This is a genomic window from Gordonia sp. JH63 (assembly GCF_009856645.1).
Classification (GTDB): domain Bacteria; phylum Actinomycetota; class Actinomycetes; order Mycobacteriales; family Mycobacteriaceae; genus Gordonia; species Gordonia hongkongensis.
Genome location: NZ_CP047235.1, coordinates 4,189,854 through 4,208,463 on the forward strand (window position 1 = coordinate 4,189,854; position 18,610 = coordinate 4,208,463).

Genomic DNA, 18,610 nt, shown 5'->3' on the forward strand with positions numbered 1-18,610 from the left:
GAAATCACTATCAGACCACCTCCTTCCTTGTGTACCCGCGAACGTACGCCCGATTCGGGCGGGCCGCAACGGATTAAGGCGGTCAGGGAGTCGGCACCGGCGCCACGGACGGGCCGGGAGCCGGGGACGGCGCACCGGAGGGTGCCGAACTCGGGCCGGGCAGCGGCTTCGCGTCGGGCGGCAATGACTCGACGACCTCGATCTTCGATCGGAACGTGTCGTCGGTGATCACCTCGATCGAGTTGATCATCCAGCGGTCGCCCTCGCGTTTCATGTCGAAGGTCAGCCGCGACGGGTTGATGCTCACGAGTTCCTTGTTGCCGCGGGTCACCGACTGATTCATGAAGATCAGGACCTGCGAGGTGTCCGCGGTGTTGGTCACCACACCCGCGTCCTGGATCGTCACCTCGGACACCACCGACTGCTTGCGCACCTCGGCGGCGAGATTGTTGTCGGTGATCAGCTTCGTGTACTCCGGCTTCGCCGGCCCGGTGAGCACACTCATCGACTGGTCGATGTGCTCGGTGACGTTCTCGGCGTTGTACCCGAACATCGTCGTCGCATAGTCCCGGGCCGCCGCCAGCGACGATGCGCGGGCGTCCTCGACCCCGCGGCCCTGGGTGAAGCGAAAACCGAGAAATGCGGTCACGGCGATCGCGGCGACCAGCACCACGCCGAGTGCGATCAGACCCAGGCGCCCCTTGCGCAGGGCGAATCGAGATCCGGTCGACTTCGGCGCGGGCTCGGATCGGGGCGCGGACTCGGAGCGGGCCGACATCACGCCACCCACTCGAAGTCGGTCATCTTGAGGTCGCCGTTGATCCGCGTCATGTCCACCCGCCAGCGGAACACCTTCTCCTGTGACGGCACCTCGCCGTCGAGCGATCGCTGATGCCAGCCGAACACCATGATGACCGAGCCTTCGTCGGGTTCGGCCTTGGTCACCGCGGACGAGAGGATGAGCGAGCGGGTCTCGAGCTTGCCGTCCCGGACAAGGGCCGCCACCTGCTGGATGTTGTTCTCGACCTCTTGCTTGACCTTGCCGCTCGTGTCCTCCTGGACCGACGTCAGCGTCTGGTCGACGGTGTCGGGATTCATGCTGGTCAGGTTCACGAGAACCTGCGAAGCGAACGCGGAATACTCGGCCCGCAGGTCGTCGGTCCGGTCCTGACGCGCGATGCCGAGCGCGAACACCACCGATGCGATGGCGCACACGACGATGACCACGAGCGCCACCACGACGCCCACGATCGCCTTCGCCGACCGACGACGATCGGACCCGCGATAACGGACGCGACGCTTGCCTTTCCGCGTCACCGCCGCCGACGACGCCGCGGCCGTCCGGGCGCGTCGACGCTCCCGGTAACCGACGGTCTTCTCGACCTCGGACGGGTCGGGCGAGATCGACTGCTCCGCAGTGACTTTCTCCTCGTGCTCGGCGGTGGTCATCGGCTGCGCGGCGGCCACATCCGAGGACTCGGGTTCCACGGGCGCGGGGACCGGGGCGGCCGGCGTCGACGGCTTCTTCCCCGTCGGACGCCCACGCCGGATCGGCGCCGACCGCACCGGCCGCTTCACGTTGCGGCGATCACCTGCACGCTCCGAGCCGGACCGTTCCGGGGACGTCGTGCGAGGACCGTCCGGCGTCACGGGGTGACCGTCCCGCTGATCATCGTCTGCCATGTACTGCTCTGTTCCTGCTCATCACTGCCGGCCCCGGCGTTGTAGGTCTTCCCGTCGGGCCCGATGAAGTCACCCGAGTCCGGGTCGTAGGTCGTCGCATACACCGCGGGCTCCGCGTCGAAGTCCTTCGGTGTGCCGGGTGTCACGGTACCGGAGGACGCCGGCTGCCATTTCAGGCCGAACGGCAGCCCACTCTGGAACGGGTCGACCGAGCCCGGTTTCGGTACGTAGCCTGTGGCACACTCTGCGGGGGTGGGTGCGCGACGGCCCGGAAACTCCGCGCACGGATAGTTACGCGCACCGCGGACGGCGATGTTGGAGTTCTGCGGCACCCGGCACAGCATTCCCGGCGGGAGCTCCCGGGCGGTCTGCACCGACGGCCAACGCCAGTCCTCCTTGGGGAGGAAACCGATGTTGCACGGCGGCCGGTCCTGGAAACCGAGCGAGAAGTTCACGTTCGGACCGAACCGGTTGGTGCCGGTGTTCACGGCCGTGATCAACGAACTGACCAGTCGCGGATAGAGAACGAGCACCTGCTTCCAGTTCGGCAGGTACACCACCTGGGTCTTGGCGATCGTACCGAGGTTCGACACGAGCAACGGGTACGACGCACCGAGGGATTCGAAGAGTTCCTGACTCTTCGACGCGGTCGACGGCCCCTTGCGCAGGATGTCGCCGATCTCGGGCCGGTTCGCCCGCAACTGATCGGTGAACGCGGTGACGTTTCTTGTCCAGGAACGGATGTCGTCGGCCGTACGTGACTGGGTTGCCAGCAGTGGTGCGCCCTGTTCGACGAGTTGGATTGTCGTGTCGGTGTTCTTGTTCGCCTCGTCGACGAACAGCACCATCGAGTCCAGCAGGCGCTGCAACGCCTCCCCGGTGCCGTTGAACGCGATGAACGCCTCGTCCATCAGCGACCGCAAACGGGTGTCACCGATCTCGGCCAGCAGGCGGTCGGCCTGGTCGAGCATCGCCGAGATCTCCACCGGGACCTCGTCGGTCGACACCGTCGCGCCGTCCTGCAGGTATTCGCCGGACTCGCCCGCCTCGGGATCCGGCGTGAACTCGACGAACTGCTCACCGATCGCGGAGACGCTGCGCACCGACGCGGTCGACGAAGCCGGGATCTCCGCGCTGTTCTCGATCGTCAGCACCGCTTCGACGCCGGTGTCGGTCAGCTGCACGGAGTCGACCTTGCCGACGTACACGCCGCGGTAGCTGACGTTCGCGTTCTGGTACAGCCCACCGCTGGTGGGCAGCAGCAGCTGCACCTGGTAACTGCCGACCCCGAACATCGACGGGATGCGGATGTAGAACAGCGCCATCACCACCATCGCGACCACGGTCACGATGGCGAAGATCATCAGCTGCATCCGGACGAATCTCGTGATCTTCATCAGCGGCCACCTCCCGCGGCCGGGACTGCCGCCGGCGTGGTCGGCGAGACCCGCGGGACCATGTTCGCCGGAATCGGTTCGGCCGAGTCGGGCACGCGTTCGCCGCCCGGTTGCAGGGGCGCGATGAACGGGTTCAGTCCGCGCGCGGCGGCGCCTGCGGGCCGTCCGAAGACGCCCTCGGGGCCGGTGACGCCGAGGCTGGCGAACATGCTCTTGCTCAGTCGTTCGACGGTGAGGTCGAGCACCAGATCGGAGTTCACGTAGTCACCCTTGACGATCTGTCGGATCGTCGGCTCGTAGAACGGGAAGGTCAGCAGGATGTTCAGCGATTGAGTCATCGCGGGACCCGCGGCCTGGAGCTGATCGAGGGCCGGTTCGATCCCCTCCACGATCGTCACGATGTCCTCGGAGTTGGCGTCGAGGATGTCGTTGGCGGTCTTCGACAGCGTCGCGACCGAACCGAGAGTGTCGAGGAACTGCTGACGCTGGTCGACGAGCAACTGCAGGATCTGCGGGGCGTCGGCGAGCGCCCGCTCGATGGTGCCCTTCTGCTCGTTCATGGTGCGCGACAACCGGTCGAGTCCCTCGGTCGCGCGGATGATGTTGCCCTTCTGCGCATCCAGATCGGCGACGAGGGTGTTCAACCGCGGGATGAGCTCCTTGATCTGCTCCTCGCGTCCGCCGAAGACGTCGCTCATCTCGTGCACGATGTCGCCGATCTGCGACAACCCACCGCCGTTGAGGACCACCGACAGCGAACTCAGCACCTGCTCGGTACTGGGGTAGGTACACGCCGACACCTGTTGTGCCGCATTAATGTCGGGCACCGCGGGCACCGACGGGTCGGTCACGATGTTGGACTGCTCGGGACACTTGGTCAGGGGGATCTGGTCGCCGGGTTCGAGCCGGCCGCCCTCGGGCTCGGCCGGTTGCACGATCTCGAGGTGCGTCGAACCCAGCACACTGGTCAGCCCGACCATGACATGCGAACCGCGCGGGACGATCACCCCGTCGTTGAGCCGCATCGTGACGAGCGCGTTCCAGTCCTGGACCTCGATGTCGCCGATGCTGCCGACCGTCGCGTCGTCGATGAGCACCGGCGCGTTGTTGACCAGTCCGGCCGCCGACGGGATGACCGCGGTGATCTCGTAGGATTCACCGCCGGTACCTTCGGCTCCAGGGACCGGGAGCGAGTTGGGGCCGTCGAAGGAACATCCGGCGAGGACGAGCGCGAGGCTCGCCGCGCCCACGATGAGCGAACCACGGGGTCGTACCGACCTCATCGCTCACCCCCGAACGGCACCAGCAGATCCTCGAGCGGGCTGCCCCGGTTGTCACGACGGGTCTCGTTGTCGAGCCGGGTGACCCCGGCATTCGCACGAGCCCGGACGCTCGCGTTCTGGTACTCGAGCTGGCTCGGCGTGGCGTTGCGACCCTGCACCGGATTGGTCAGGAACGGTGGGTAGTTCATCGAGATCGACGACAGGACCGGAGCCAGGATCTCCACACACTTGTCGACATCCGCCATCGTCGATCCCGGCCGCTTGGTGGATTCCATGGTTCCGCACAACAGAGTGATGAGATTTGTTCCCATCCCCAAACCGAAGACACCCGACAGGGATCCCGAAAGCGGGTTGTAGATGTTGTAGAAGTTCGCGAGCTGGTTGGGCGCCGAATGCAACACGCCACGCACCTGTTCGTCCTTGTCCGCCACGATCTTCGTACTCGCGGCCAGACGCTCCACCGATGACGACAGCGCCGTCTGATTGGTGTCGATGAAGGTCTGCACATCGGTCATCGCCGCGTCGAGACCTTTGAGCGCCTCATCGAGCTCGGTCGTGTTGTCCGCGAGCACGGAACTGACCGAGGCGATCCGGCCGTTGAACTGCACGAGTTGCTCGTGGCTTCCCGACAATGCATCGGTGAGTTTCTGAAGACTCTGGATGGTGGCGAACAGGTCGCCGCTGCCGGCCGCCAGGGTGCCGATCACGTCGGACACCTCCCGGATCGACGCGTTGATCGCCTCGCCGTTGCCCTCGAGATTCTCGTCGAAGACGTTCACCGCCTTGGCCGCCGAGCCCGGATCGGCCCCTTGCGGACCGATGGCCTCGGTGAGTCGGGTGAGCTGGGCCTTGATGTCGTCCCACTCCATCGGCGCCGCGGTGCGGTCCATCGGGATGTCGGCGCCGTCGGACATCTCCGGCCCACCGGAGTAGACCGGCGTCAGCTGTACGAACCGACCGGAGACCAGGCTCTGCGCGACGATGACGGCCTTCGCGTCCTGCGGGATGTCGACGCTCTTGTCCACGCGCAGTTCGACTTTCACGTCGTTCTCGCGCGGGGTGATCGCGGAGACGCTACCCACGTTCACACCGAGCACCCGGACCGGGTCCCCCTTGTACAGACTGGCGACCCCGGCGAAGTAGGCGGTGAACGTATTCGTCGTCGACTTGGTGAACACCTTCCAGCCCACGAGGACCAGGGCGACCGCGAGAATCACGGCGAGTACCCCGAAGAGCACCTTGCGTCCGATGGACATACTTCCGACGGTCATGTCACCTCCCCCTCGTGGTCGGCGCGGGCGTGGGATAGGTCGGGCTGGGCAGTGGTCCGCGCGGCGTATCGCTACCCGCTGGAGGTCCCAGGCTCCAGCCCTGTGGAAGCAGCGGGTTGCCCGTGTACATCAGCGACTGCCACAGCTGCGGGTACCGACCGCGCAGGGCGTTGAGGAACACCGCGGTGTAGTCGCCGAAGGTGTTCACGCCGACGAGGGAATCGAAGTTCGGGCCCGACGCCACTGCTTCGCCGAGGGTGTTCGCGAACGGTCCGAGACGGTCGATCGTCTCCTTCAGCTCTTTCTCGTTGTCGGTGAGGATCGTCGCGACGCGGTCGAACTTCTGCAGCACGGGCGTCAGCTGCGCGTTGTTCTCGGCGATGAAGCCCCGCAGCTGAGCGGTGACGTCACCGATCCCCTTGATCAGCTGGTTGAGCGCGTAGCGCCGCATCTCGATCTCCCCGACGAGCGCGTTGGCGTCGATGAGCAACCGGTTGATCTGTTCGTTGCGGTCGCCGACGATCTTGCTCACCTGGTTGGCCTTGGCGAGCAGCGCCCGCAGTTCCTTGTCGCGGTCGGCGACCGCTTTCGACAGCCGGGCCACCCCGTCGACCGCGCCCTGGACCTGATCGGGGGTCTCGGAGAAGGTGATGGTCAGGGTGTTCAGTGCCTCGTTGAGTTGGTCGGTGTCGGTCTCGGCCACGGTGTCGGTCGCACCTTCGAGCGCATCCTGCAGCGAGTACGGCGAGATCGTGTTGCCGACCGGGATCGAGCCACCGGGCTTGATCCGGTCGCCACCGTGCGGGATGACGGTGAGGTTGCGCCGGCCCAGCACGGTCTCGGTCCGGATCGCGGCCTGGGAGTCCGCACCCATCTCGACGGTGTCGTCCATGCGGAATCCGACCTTGACCTTGGTCCCGTCGTCGGTGCCGGCCAGTTCGATCGACTCGACGGTGCCCACCTGGACGCCGGAGACGGACACGATGTCGCCCGTGGTCAGCCCGCCCGCGTCGTCGAAGTAGGCGCTGTAGGTGCTGATCGGCGAGATGTAGGGCAACTTGTCCATCTGCATGGCGGTGATGACCACCAGGCCGATGACCACGATGCCGATGACGCCGACCTGGGCACGGCTGCGTTGCCCGCGCTTCTCCTCACGGGCGACGTCGGCCTCGTCGGACTCGGATCTGCGGCTCGAGAACATGCCGCCGAAGGGAAGACTCATGAGCCGTCACACCTTCCGCCGGCCGTCGTGGAGTTGCCCATCACGTTGTTCGATGTGTACAGGATGGTCTGGCCACCGGGCGCCGGGAGCATCAACCGGATGCGGCAGAAGTAGATCTGCAGCCAGGCACCGTAGGAACCCAGGTTCGACAGCGTCTTGTAGTCCTCGGGGAGTCGGGAGATCAGGTTGCGGATGAAGGGTTCCGCGGCCAGCAACTCCTCCGAGACCCGGCCGGTGTTGGTCACCATCGACTGCAGGGTGGGCCGTGTGGTCCCCAGGAGGTCCGCGAGGCCGTTGGTCACCCGCGAGGTCTGCGTCAGTGCGTTGCCGACGGTGCTCTTCTGTTCCGCCAGTCCGGTGACCAACTGCTGCAGCAGGTCGACGCTGGTGTCGAGGCCTTCGCGATCGCCGTCGAGCGTGGCGAGGGTCGTGTTGAGGTTGTCGATGACGTCACCGATCAACTGGTCGCGGTCGGCGAGGGAGTCGGTGAACGACGCGGTGTTGCCCAGCAGGGTGTTCAACGCCCCGCCCTGGCCCTGGAACACGGCGATCAGCGAACTGGTGAGCGCGTTGGCGTCGTCGGCGTCCAGAGTTCGGAACAGCGGCTTGAAGCCGCCGACGAGCTTGTCGAGATCGAGTGCGGGCTCGGTCTGTCCGACCGGGATCTGCGCGCCGTCGGCGAGGAAGGTCGACGTGTTGCCGGTCCCCTGCTGCAGCTCGAGATACCGGTCGCCGGTGAGGTTCTCGTACCGGATGAGTGCGCGGACCGATTCGGGGAGCGGGTACTGCTGGTCGACGCTGAAGGTGATCACGGCCTCGTTGGCGCGGTTCAGTTCGACGCCGCCGACGGATCCGACCTCGACGCCGGCGATCTTGACCTTGCTGCCGGACTTCATCGCCGACGCGCTGGTGAAGACGGCGCTGTACTCGTTCGACGAGCCGGAACGATAGCGGCTGAAGACGACGACCAGCGCGACGAACACCAGGACCATCACCACGGTGAAGGCGCCCAGCTTGATCAGGGTCGCGCGGAACGCGCGAGCGCGGTTATCCACGGGGCGGTTCTCCGAACAATATCTGGAACAGCTTCTGCGAGTTCGCCTTCGCCTTGGTTCTGGGCTGGTAGGGCTGCGGCGCGTTGTCGCCGACGTAGAACGGGGCGGGCACCGTCGTGGCGGGATCGCTGAGCCCACCGTCGCACGTCGGGGGGCCTTCGACGCCGACCCGGGGGAGGTCGTACGGGTAGGCGTAGGGGTCCCTACCGGGCAGCAGACCGGCGTCGAGCATCAGCATACCGTTGCGGCCGCCCATGAACGGCGCGGCGACCTCGGAGGCGATGGCGCCCGCGGTGAGGAAGCACTTGATGCCCGGCGAGTTGTAACCGAGCAGCGCCGCAATGGGATTCAGATCCGACAGCGCACCGATGAGGGTCTTCTTCGTCGGTGCGATGACGCCGTCGATGGTGTTGGCCATCCCGGTGGCGTTGATCAGCAGCGCGTCGAGGTTGGAGGTGTTGTCCACCAACGTGTTCCCGACGGTGGTGAAGTTGTCGACGGTGCGCATCAGGTCGGGCATCGAGTCGGCGTAGACGTTGGTGACCGTCGCGCCCTTGCGGAACAGCCGGTTCAGCGCCGGCAGATGCGGATTGGTCTTGCCGAGCAGCGCCGTCAGCTGTTCGAGCGCGACACCGATCTCCTCGCCCTGCCCCTGCAGTGCGGTGTTGATCGCACCGAGCGTCGCGTTGAGCTTCTCCGGCTGCAGCTGGGCGAGCACCGAGACGAGTTGCTGGTACACGGTGTTCAGCTCGACGACCACCCGGTCGGCGGGGATCTCCGCACCCGCGGTCAGCGTGCCCTCCGGCTCGCCCGGCACCACGAAGTTCACCGCCTTCGCACCGAAGATGGTGTTCGACTTGATGTCGGCGGCCACGTTGGCGGGAATCTTCGCCATGTCGGCGTCGGCGATGTCGAGGGTCAGGATCGCATCGCCGCCGCGCTCGGTGATCTCGGCGACGCGGCCCACCTCGACACCGCGCAGTTTGACCTTGGCGTCGGGGTTCATCACCAGTCCCGCGCGGGGGGCCACGAGGGTCACCTGCTGGGTGCCCTTGAAGGCACCGAGGAACGACGCGCTCGCCCCGATGATCAGGGCCAGCAGCACCGCGACCATGACCACCGCCGCCGTCCGGCGGGTGGCCCGTGAACGTTCTTGTCTCCTGCTCATCTGTCAGCCCGCCAGGTTGAACTTGCCGTCGGCGCCATAGATGGCGAGGGAGGTCAGCAGTGTGATCACGACCACAACAACGAGGGACGCGCGGACCGCGTTCCCGACGGCGACGCCGACGCCGACCGGCCCGCCCGAGGCGTTGTAGCCGTAGTAGGTGTGGATGAGCATGACGGCCACCGCCATGCAGATCGCCTGCACGAACGACCACAAGATGTCCGACGGGATGAGGAACGTGTCGAAGTAGTGGTCGTACACACCGGGTGACTGCCCGTACAGGAAGACCGTCGCCGATCGGCTGGCGAGGAACGACGCGAGCGACGCCAGCGCGTACAGCGGGATGATGGCGATCAGGCCGGCGATGATGCGCGTGGACACCAGATACGGGATGGACGAGATCGCCATCGTCTCGAGCGCGTCGATCTCCTCCGACACCCGCATCGCACCGAGTTGCGCGGTCGCGCCCGCACCGATGGTCGCGGCGAGCGCGATCCCGGAGATCACCGGCACGGCTATGCGCACGTTGATGAACGCCGAGAAGAAGCCGGTGAGCGCCTCGACGCCGATGTTGGCCAGCGAGCTGTACCCCTGGACCGCGATCGTCCCGCCGGTGAACAGGGTCAGGAACCCGACGACCACGACGGTGCCACCGATCATCGCCAATGCGCCGGTGCCCATGGAGATCTCGGCGATGAGCCGCAGGGTCTCCTTCTTGTAGTGCTTGATCGCGCGCGGGATCGACACGACGCTGTCCCAGTAGAACAGCGCCTGATCGCCGATCTGATCCCAATCCTCGCCGGCGCGCTTGACCGCGACCCGCGCGGTCCGGAACCGGGTGGTGAACGGAAGTACCATCACTCAGCCCGCCGTTGCCTTGAGACCGACCGCGGTGACCACGACGTTGACGACGAACAGCGCCATGAACGAGTACACGACGGTCTCGTTGACGGCATCGCCGACGCCCTTCGCGCCACCCTTGACGTTGAGGCCCTGATAACAGCCCACCATTCCGGCGAAGAGGCCGAACAGTGCTGCCTTGACCATCGAGATCATCAACTCGCCGAATCCGGTGAGGAGGGTCAGGTTGGCCACGAACGCACCGGGATTCACGTCCTGGAGATAGACGGAGAAGATGAACCCGCCGCCGATGCCGATCGTGCAGACGAGGCTGTTCAGCAGCAGCGCCACCCCGGTGGAGGCCACGATCCGCGGCACCACCAGACGATGGATCGGGTTGATGCCGAGCACCTTCATCGCGTCGATCTCTTCGCGGATGGTCCGGGCGCCGAGGTCGGCGCAGATCGCGGTGGCGCCGGCACCGGCGACGATCAGCACGGTGACGATCGGGCCGATCTGGGTGACGGTGCCGAGAGCGGCGCCAGCGCCGGACAGGTCCTGCGCGCCGATCTCGCGCAACAGGATGTTCAGGGTGAAGCTGACGAGAACCGTGAACGGGATGGCGACCAGGAGGGTGGGCACCATCGACACGCGGGCGATCGCCCAGGACTGTTCGACGGTCTCCCGCCACTGGAACGGACGGTGGAACAGCTCGCGCGCCGACTCGACGCCGAGCGCCACGAAATCACCGATTCCACTGAGGGGTGTGGCCAGTTTGCTCAGCATCGCCCAACCCCCTTCACCCTCGCACCATCGCGAAACCTATCACGCACAATCGAGCAGAATTGGTCAGTTGACCAGAGCGCTTGCCGAGAATGTGCGTCCCGGATCGCGGTCGGCGAAGTGTCCCGTCAGGGTCTTCGCGAGGTCCTCGGCGGACCACGCATCACCCTCGGCGACGAAGACCTCGTCGACGGTCGGCGCGGCCATCAGGGTGACCTTGGGACCGTAGACGACGAACACCTGGCCGGTGACGGCGTCGGAGTCGGGGCCGGCGAGGTAGGTGACCAGCCGCACGACATGCTCGGGATCGAGAGGGTCCACTCCGTCGGTGGGTGCGTCGCCGAAGACGGCGGCGGTCATCGCGGTCCGCGCCCGCGGGCAGATCGCGTTGGCGCGCACGCCGTATCGCTTGAGGGCACGCGAGGCCGACAGCGTGAGTGCGGTGATACCCGCCTTCGCGGCGCCGTAGTTGGCCTGCCCTTCGGGACCCAGCAGCCCGGCCTCCGAGGCGGTGTTGATGATCCGGCCGTACACCGGGCCGCCCGCCTCCTTGGAGGCCGCGCGCCAGTGGGCCGCCGCATTGCGGGTGAGCAGGAAGTGTCCGCGCAGGTGTACGCGGATCACCAGGTCCCACTCGTCGTCGGTCATGTTGAACAGCATCTTGTCGCGCACCACGCCGGCGTTGTTCAGGACGATGTCGAGCGAGCCGAGCTGGTCGGTCGCCGTCGTCATGATGGCGGCGGCAGTGGCCGAGTCGCCGATGTCGCCGGGCACCGCGACCGCGCGGCCGCCGGCGGCGGTGATCGTGTCGATCACGTCGCTCTGATCGAGCGCCGCGGGGAGGTCGTTCACGACGACCGTGGCCCCCTCGGCGGCCAATCCGATGGCTTCCGCGCGACCGAGACCAGCACCTGCACCGGTGACGACCGCGACGCGACCGTCCAACGTGTAACCCACCCGATTTCCTCCTGAGCTAAAATTAGAACCTGTTCTAGCATGATTCACGGATGGATGGAACATATCGGCGTTTTCGCTCGGGTCAGTCCTCGACGACGGTCAGCGCCGACTTCGGACAGTTGGCGGCGACCTGACGCAGTTCCTCGACACGGTCCGCGGGGATGTCTTCTTGGAGAATCACCAGGTAGTCGTTGTCATCCAGATCGAAGAAGTCCGGAGCCATCCCCACGCAGATGGCGTTGGACTCGCAGAGGTCGAAATCTGCCTTGATACGCATCGGAACCGTCTCCTCGTCGATAAGTCACCTGTTGACTGGGCTGTGAGAACAGGTTAGAACGTGTTTCAGAAGTGCACGAGCACTTCGTCTGTCAACTTGACCATAAGTGGGGACCGGACGCTAGCCGATCCACCCCTTGGAGTGTCGATGCGCATCGCCTATACCGACCAACAAGCCGAGCTCCGAAGGGAACTCCGCGACTACTTCTCCGGCCTCATGACCGAGGAACGTCGTGCCGCTCTGTCCGGCGGCGACGGTGAACTCGGCGAGGGCGACGCGTACCGTGACGTCGTCGCGCAGATGGGCGCCGACGGCTGGCTCGCCCTGGGCTGGCCCACCGAGTTCGGTGGCCAGAACAGGTCGATGATGGACCAGCTGATCTTCACCGACGAGGCGGCGATCGCGGGTGCACCCGTCCCGTTCCTCACCATCAACTCCGTGGCGCCGACGATCATGAACTACGGGTCGGACGAGCAGAAGGCGTACTTCCTCCCCCGGATCGCGGCGGGCAAACTGCACTTCTCCATCGGGTACTCCGAGCCGGGCGCCGGCACCGACCTCGCCGCACTGCGGACCACCGCGGTCCGCGACGGCGACGACTACGTCATCAACGGCCAGAAGATGTGGACCAGTCTGGTCGCCTACGCCGACTACATCTGGTTGGCCTGCCGCACCGATCCGTCGACGCTGGAACCGGGCGGCAAGAAGCACAAGGGCATCTCGATGCTCATCGTGCCCACCACCGCCGAGGGCTTCAGTTACACGCCGGTGCACACCATGTCGGGGGTGGACACCAGCGCGACCTACTACCAGGACGTCCGGGTCCCCACGTCGTCGATCGTCGGCGAGGAGGGCGGCGGGTGGCCGCTGGTCACCAACCAGCTCAACCACGAGCGGGTCGCGCTCTGCAGCGCGGCGCCGATCCAGACCGCCCTGCGCGAGACGATCGCGTGGGCTCAGCAGACCAAGACCGGTGACGGTCATCGGGTGATCGACGCCCCATGGGTGCAGCAGAACCTGGCCCGTGTCCACGCCAAGGTCGAGTTCCTCAAGCTGATCAACTGGAAGATCGCCTCGGTCGCGAGTTCCGGCGGATCGCCGAGCCCGGCCGACGCCTCCGCGACGAAGGTCTACGGCACCGAGTTCGCCACCGAGGCCTACCGACTACTCATGGAGGTCGTCGGACCGGCCGCGACGCTGCGAACCGGAAGCACCGGCGCGCACCTGAACGGTCGCCTGGAGCGGTTCCAGCGCACGTCGCTGATCCTCACGTTCGGCGGCGGCACCAACGAGATCCAGCGCGACATCATTGCGATGCTCGCCCTCGGCCTGCCGCACCAGCGCAGATAACCCCGACCGCTGGGTGAGTAGCCCCGAGCGAGCGCAGCGAGCACCCGCCCCACCCGCTGGTTGAGTAGCCCCGAGCGAGCGCAGCGAGCACCCGCCCCACCCGCTGGTTGAGTAGCCCCGAGCGAGCGCAGCGAGCACCCGCCCCACCCGCTGGTTGAGTAGCCCCGAGCGAGCGCAGCGAGCACGCGGCGTATCGAAACCACCAACCGCACCCCGAACCTGGAGACCCACCATGGACTTCTCGCTTTCCGAATCCGGCGCCGACGTCCGCGGGCTGGCCCGCGACATCGCGTCGTCGATCAGCACCCCCGAGCGGGTCGCCGAGTTGGAGACGGCTCGTGCCGCGCTCGACTCGAACCTGTGGCGCGAACTCGGCGGCGCCGGACTCCTGGGCCTCGAGTTGTCCTCCGAGACCGCCGGGGATGCCGGCGGCGACCTCGGGGTCGTCGAGAATGCGCTCGTCGCAACCGAACTCGGCCGCGTGCTGGCCCGCGTACCGTTCGGTCCGCACGCGATCGCCGCCCTTCCGGTGATCGCCACGCACGGCTCGTCGGCACTCCGGGAACGGATCCTGGGGTCCGGGGCCACCGGCGACTCGGTGCTCACGGTCGCCGTCGAGGAGGACCTGGCCACCGACTTCAGCTCGCCCGCAACCACCTTCTCGTCCGACGGCGGCCTGACCGGCGTGAAGGTCGACGTCCCCTACGCCGAGGCCGCGGACATGTTCGTGGTCACCGCGTCCGGACCCGACGGTGTCGTCGCGGTGGTCGTGGCCGCCGATGCCCCGGGCGTCGTCGTCACCCCGACCCCCGCCACCGGGCTGATCCCGTCGGCGCAGGTCGAATTCGACGGCACGCCGGTGTCCGACGACGCCGTTCTCGACGGCGGCGCCGACACGGCCGCGACGCTCATCGCGCGTGCGACCCTGGCGTGCTGCGCCGAACAGACCGGCATCGTCGAACGCGGCCTCGAGCTCACCGCCGAGTACGCGCGCGAGCGCGAACAATTCGGCCGCGCCATCGGATCGTTCCAGGCGGTCGCCCAGCGTCTTGCCGACGGGTACATCGATGCCCAGGGGCTGGCACTCACGACGACGCAGGCGGCCTGGTTGCTCGACCATTCGACCGGCCACACCCCGGAACTGCAGAATGCGGTCGCCACCGCCAAGTTCTGGGCCGCCGAGGCCGGGCACCGGGTGGCGCACACAGCGGTGCATGTGCACGGTGGTGTCGGCCTCGACACCAGTCACCCGGTCCATCGTTACTTCCTGCGCGCCAAGCACAACGAGTTCGCATTCGGTTCCGCGACCGCCTCGGTGCGGGCCATCGGAGCCGAACTGGCCGCCACGCCGGCGTGAACCGGCCGGTCGCGGCGACGCACGCCTCGACGGTCGCCGATCTGCTCGATCCGCTGATCGAGATCGACGACCGCGGGGTCTGGTTCGAAGGCGAATTTCGCACCTGGACCGATCATCTCGTCGATGGGGCGCTGCTGGCCGGGGTGTTGCGCGGCCGGTTGTCGGATGACCGCCCGCGTCACGTGGGCGTGCTGCTGGCGAATACGCCGGTGTTCAGCGCGCTCTTCGCCGCGGCGGCACGTCACGGATTCGTGCTGGTGGGCCTGAACACCACCCGGCGTGGCGACGCGCTCGCCGCCGACATCGCCCGTGCCGAATGCCAGATCGTGCTGTGCGGCGACGACACCCGGCATCTGCTGGACGGCCTCGACCTGGGCGGAACCCGCGTTGTCGATGTCGATTCGCCCGAATGGGCGGCCGCGGTGATCGCGGGTAAGCCGGCACCCCTTGCCGACGCGGCGCCGGACGACCTGCTGATGCTGATCTTCACGTCGGGGACGACCGGCGACCCGAAGGCCGTGCGATGTACGCACCGGACCTTCGCGACCAGCGGTCCGATGCTGGCCGAGCGCTTCGATATCGGGCCGGACGATGTCGCGTATCTCTCGATGCCGATGTTCCATTCGAACGCGATGATCGCCGGGTGGTGCGTCGCGGTGGCGGGCGGGGCGTCGATCGCGTTGCGGCGCAGCTTCTCCGCGCGTGGGTTCGTCGAGGACGTCCACCGGTACGGCGTGACATATGCCAACTACGTAGGCAAACCGATGCACTACATCCTCGCGACCGATCCGCGCCCCGACGACGCCGCGAGTCCGCTGCGGATCATGTACGGCAACGAGGCATCCGGCCGCGACCGCCTCCGGTTCTCCGAACGCTTCGGCTGCCGCGTCGTCGACGGATTCGGATCCACCGAGGGCGGCGTGGCCATCACGCGCACCCCTGACACACCCGATGATGCCCTGGGCCCACTGCGCGAACCGACCGCGGTCGTCGACGTCGACACCGCCGAGCCCGTTCCGGCCGGCGTGGTCGGTGAGATCGTGAACCTCTCGGGGCCCGGCCTTTTCGCCGGCTACCACAACGATCCCGACGCCACCGCGGACCGCATGCGCGGCGGGATCTACCACACCGGCGACCTCGCCTGGGTCGACGACGCCGGTTACCTGCACTTCGCCGGACGTCTCGGCGACTGGTTGCGCGTCGACGGCGAGAACATCGGCACCGGACCCATCGAGCGAATCCTGCTGCGCCACCCGGCGATACGGCAGGTCGCCGTGCACGGCGTGCCGGTCGAGATCGGTGACGAGATCGAGGCGGTCCTCGTCGCCGACGTGCTCACGGCCGACGACTTGAGCCAGTTCCTCTCCGCGCAAGAAGATCTCGGCCCGAAACAGTGGCCGCACCGGGTGCGGCTCGTCGACGAACTCCCCGAGACCGCGACCTTCAAGACCGTCAAGCGGCTCCTGGCCTCCGATGCCACCCCACCGACGTGGGTTCGGGACGGTCGGGCCTACCGTGCGTCGACGTAGGACCCCCTCCGCTCCCTAAGAGACTGCTGAAATAGTCGGTGTCGTTTCGGTGTGGGGTGAGCGGGTTTGCCTGGTGGGCTGGGATCCTGGTGGGTATGCAGGGTGAGCCGGATCGTCAGGGTGAGTTTCTGGATGTGAACTCGGTCGTCGGGCATTTGCTGGCCGAGGGCAGTGTGTTCGCGTTTTTGGCTGCTCATCGCGAGCAGTTGTTCCCTGCGGAGATGTTCGCGGACCTGTTTCCCAGCGGCCGGGGCCGTCCGTCGATCCCGCCGGCCACGATGGCGTCGGTGATCGTGCTGCAAACGCTGCAGGGTTTGTCCGATCGCGAAGCCGCTGATGCGGTCACTTTTGATCTGCGGTGGAAAGCGGCGTGTGGATTCGTGTTGGGTAACAAAGGTTTTCATCCGTCGACTCTGACGTACTGGCGTCGGCGACTGGCAGCCAGCGACCGGCCGCACCGCATTTTCGAGGTGGTACGCGAGGTCATCACCACCACCGGGGTGCTCGCGGGTAAGAGCCGTCGAGCGCTGGATTCGACGATCTTCGATGACGCGGTGGCCCGCCAGGACGCCATCACCCAGGTGATCGCGGCGATCCGGCGGGTCGCCCGAGAGGTCGACGGTGGTGCGGTGGTGGTCGAGCAGCACGCGACTCGTCTGGCCGCGTTGACCGGCGGCGGCTATGACCGGCCCGGCAAGCCGCGGATCGCCTGGGATGATGAGTGTGCTCAACAGGACCTGATCAGCGCCCTTGTCGAAGATGGGTTGGCCGTGCTCGACGGTCTGGACCTCGAGGCCATCGACAAGGAACCGAGTAACCAGGCCCAGGCGCAGGCGGTGGCATTGCTGGCATTGGTGACCGGCCAGGATGTGGAACCGGCACCAGGTTCTGATGGCACCGACGGACGCTGGCGCATCGCGCCCCGGACCGCCCCGGACCGGGTGATCTCCACCGTCGATACCGACACCCGGCACGCCCACAAAACCCGGGCACGCCAGCAGGACGGGTTCAAGGGCCACATCGTCAATGAACCGGAGACCGGGTTAGTCACCGCGATCGAGATGACCAAAGCCGCTGGTCCGGACACTTCCGACGGAGCAGTCGGGGCACGGTTGTTGCTGAGCGATCCGACCGTCGCCGACGACGCCGACGATCGTGAGGTGCTGGGTGATTCAGCGTATGCCTCCGGTGACATGCTGGCCACGCTGGCGCGGACACGATGGAACGCGGTGATCAAACCCAAGCCACACATGCCGGCGGTTGCTGGTGGTTTCGTCGTCGACGATTTCACCTTCGACGCCGACGCGAACACATTGACCTGCCCCAACAACCTGACCCGACCGGTCAGCGCGAAAGGCCACGTCACCTACGGTGCGGCCTGCCAAGACTGCCCACTTCGGGCACGGTGCACCACCGCGGTTCGTGGACGCAAAATCAGTTTCGGCGAACACCACCAACTCCAGCGCGAACACCGACAACACTTCTCTGACAACACTATTGCCGACACCTACCGCCAGCATCGACCCATGGTCGAACGGACGATTGCCTGGCTCACCCGCGGTAACCGGCGGGTGCCCTACCGTGGAATCGAACGCAACAACAACTGGCTGCACCACCGCGCCGCCGCGATCAACCTACGCCGCCTGATCACCCTCGGACTGACTACCACCAACGGCACCTGGACACTGGCCACCGCCTGAACCGCGGCACCGCCGCCCCACCTAGATCGATCACCACGACCACACCCCGGAACCGACACATCCCCGCAGCAGGAACCTCAACCCAGGCTGGACCCTAATTCAGCAGGCTCCTAAACCGAAGTAACCGCAAAACACTTGGTCCCTGAGGTGCGAGGAGCGCAAGCGACGAGCCACGAAGGGCCCCGTTTGGATCCGTATGACGTTGTGCCCGGTTTCCGGGCACAACGTCATACGGATCTGCTGCCCCCTGTGGACGGCGTTCCGCGTTCGCGATCGTCACGCACTACGTTGACACTGCACAGTTCTGGTATGCGCCGACCATGCCAGCTTCGACGCACACTCTCGGGGGGAGACGATGGCAGATCTGACCTTAGATCCGGCGGCGCTGGTCACAGCCGCTATGGAGATTCAACAGTGCGCCTCGAACATCGGGGGGTTGCACCTCAGTGCAGGACTGGGGACCACCTACGCGACCCAGACGTTCAGTGGACTCGCCGGCTCCTTCCGAGGAGCGACCGTGAATGCACGCGGAAATGACTCATGATGGACGACCAGACCGACGGCGTCGCAGCCCAGGGCACCAGTCAGATAACGTACGCCGCCCAGTCGGTCGCTGCAGTCGCGGTCGCTGTTTCCACTTACGTCTGCCTACTCCTGTTCGATGAGAACCGACGTGTAGTCATACTCATAGCGGCTACCGCGACACTAGTTTCCGGATGCCTACTTGCTATTTTCCCGCGC

At 66.4% G+C, this 18,610-nt stretch carries 16 protein-coding genes; 4 read left to right on the top strand and 12 right to left on the bottom strand.

The features are described from left to right. Nucleotides 1-82 precede the first annotated feature (82 nt). The 12 genes from GR168_RS18545 to GR168_RS18600 form a co-directional block, all read right to left on the bottom strand. Nucleotides 83-778 carry a hypothetical protein gene (locus tag GR168_RS18545; RefSeq protein WP_231742641.1) on the bottom strand — a complete coding sequence of 232 codons (696 nt, stop codon included), beginning with the start codon at nucleotides 776-778 and terminating at the stop codon, nucleotides 83-85. Then, nucleotides 778-1,683: a hypothetical protein gene (locus tag GR168_RS18550; RefSeq protein WP_058253544.1), complete on the bottom strand. Its 906-nt coding sequence runs from the start codon at nucleotides 1,681-1,683 to the stop codon at nucleotides 778-780. The genes GR168_RS18545 and GR168_RS18550 overlap by 1 nt, the downstream gene beginning before the upstream one ends. Further along, nucleotides 1,647-3,080, bottom strand: a complete 1,434-nt coding sequence (locus tag GR168_RS18555; protein ID WP_058253545.1) for an MlaD family protein — start codon at nucleotides 3,078-3,080, stop codon at nucleotides 1,647-1,649. The genes GR168_RS18550 and GR168_RS18555 overlap by 37 nt, the downstream gene beginning before the upstream one ends. Further along, on the bottom strand, nucleotides 3,080-4,363 hold the full coding sequence (locus tag GR168_RS18560; protein ID WP_058253546.1) for an MCE family protein: 1,284 nt from the start codon (nucleotides 4,361-4,363) through the stop codon (nucleotides 3,080-3,082). Before GR168_RS18560 ends, GR168_RS18555 begins: the two co-directional genes overlap by 1 nt. Continuing rightward, on the bottom strand, nucleotides 4,360-5,634 hold the full coding sequence (locus GR168_RS18565; protein ID WP_078113626.1) for an MlaD family protein: 1,275 nt from the start codon (nucleotides 5,632-5,634) through the stop codon (nucleotides 4,360-4,362). The genes GR168_RS18560 and GR168_RS18565 overlap by 4 nt, the downstream gene beginning before the upstream one ends. A 1-nt stretch (nucleotide 5,635) precedes the next feature. Next, nucleotides 5,636-6,856 (bottom strand): MCE family protein, encoded by a 1,221-nt coding sequence (locus GR168_RS18570; RefSeq protein ID WP_078113625.1) that lies wholly within the window; start codon nucleotides 6,854-6,856, stop codon nucleotides 5,636-5,638. After that, nucleotides 6,853-7,911 carry an MCE family protein gene (locus tag GR168_RS18575; protein ID WP_078113624.1) on the bottom strand — a complete coding sequence of 353 codons (1,059 nt, stop codon included), beginning with the start codon at nucleotides 7,909-7,911 and terminating at the stop codon, nucleotides 6,853-6,855. Before GR168_RS18575 ends, GR168_RS18570 begins: the two co-directional genes overlap by 4 nt. Then, nucleotides 7,904-9,025, bottom strand: coding sequence for an MCE family protein (locus GR168_RS18580; RefSeq protein ID WP_078113654.1), 1,122 nt, complete (start codon nucleotides 9,023-9,025; stop codon nucleotides 7,904-7,906). The genes GR168_RS18575 and GR168_RS18580 overlap by 8 nt, the downstream gene beginning before the upstream one ends. Before the next feature lie 57 nt (nucleotides 9,026-9,082). After that, nucleotides 9,083-9,934, bottom strand: coding sequence for an ABC transporter permease (locus tag GR168_RS18585; protein WP_004022039.1), 852 nt, complete (start codon nucleotides 9,932-9,934; stop codon nucleotides 9,083-9,085). 3 nt (nucleotides 9,935-9,937) lie between these two features. Beyond that, nucleotides 9,938-10,702: an ABC transporter permease gene (locus GR168_RS18590; protein ID WP_065629749.1), complete on the bottom strand. Its 765-nt coding sequence runs from the start codon at nucleotides 10,700-10,702 to the stop codon at nucleotides 9,938-9,940. A gap of 63 nt (nucleotides 10,703-10,765) precedes the next feature. After that, nucleotides 10,766-11,656 carry a 3-oxoacyl-ACP reductase gene (locus GR168_RS18595; RefSeq protein WP_078113623.1) on the bottom strand — a complete coding sequence of 297 codons (891 nt, stop codon included), beginning with the start codon at nucleotides 11,654-11,656 and terminating at the stop codon, nucleotides 10,766-10,768. An 82-nt stretch (nucleotides 11,657-11,738) separates the two neighbouring features. Further along, nucleotides 11,739-11,933, bottom strand: a complete 195-nt coding sequence (locus tag GR168_RS18600) for a ferredoxin (protein ID WP_065629750.1) — start codon at nucleotides 11,931-11,933, stop codon at nucleotides 11,739-11,741. 147 nt (nucleotides 11,934-12,080) lie between these two features. Here GR168_RS18600 and GR168_RS18605 point away from each other — a divergent pair, with 147 nt between their 5' ends. From GR168_RS18605 to GR168_RS18620, 4 genes are all read left to right on the top strand, one after another. Further along, complete coding sequence (locus tag GR168_RS18605; protein ID WP_058253575.1) at nucleotides 12,081-13,283, top strand: acyl-CoA dehydrogenase family protein; 1,203 nt, start codon at nucleotides 12,081-12,083, stop codon at nucleotides 13,281-13,283. A gap of 232 nt (nucleotides 13,284-13,515) precedes the next feature. Next, nucleotides 13,516-14,640 carry an acyl-CoA dehydrogenase family protein gene (locus GR168_RS18610; protein ID WP_159371401.1) on the top strand — a complete coding sequence of 375 codons (1,125 nt, stop codon included), beginning with the start codon at nucleotides 13,516-13,518 and terminating at the stop codon, nucleotides 14,638-14,640. Next, entirely contained in the window at nucleotides 14,637-16,169 is a 1,533-nt protein-coding gene (locus GR168_RS18615) for a long-chain-fatty-acid--CoA ligase (protein WP_159371402.1), read from the top strand. The genes GR168_RS18610 and GR168_RS18615 overlap by 4 nt, the downstream gene beginning before the upstream one ends. A gap of 95 nt (nucleotides 16,170-16,264) precedes the next feature. Next, nucleotides 16,265-17,869, top strand: coding sequence for an IS1182 family transposase (locus GR168_RS18620; protein WP_159371972.1), 1,605 nt, complete (start codon nucleotides 16,265-16,267; stop codon nucleotides 17,867-17,869). Nucleotides 17,870-18,610: the final 741 nt, after the last annotated feature.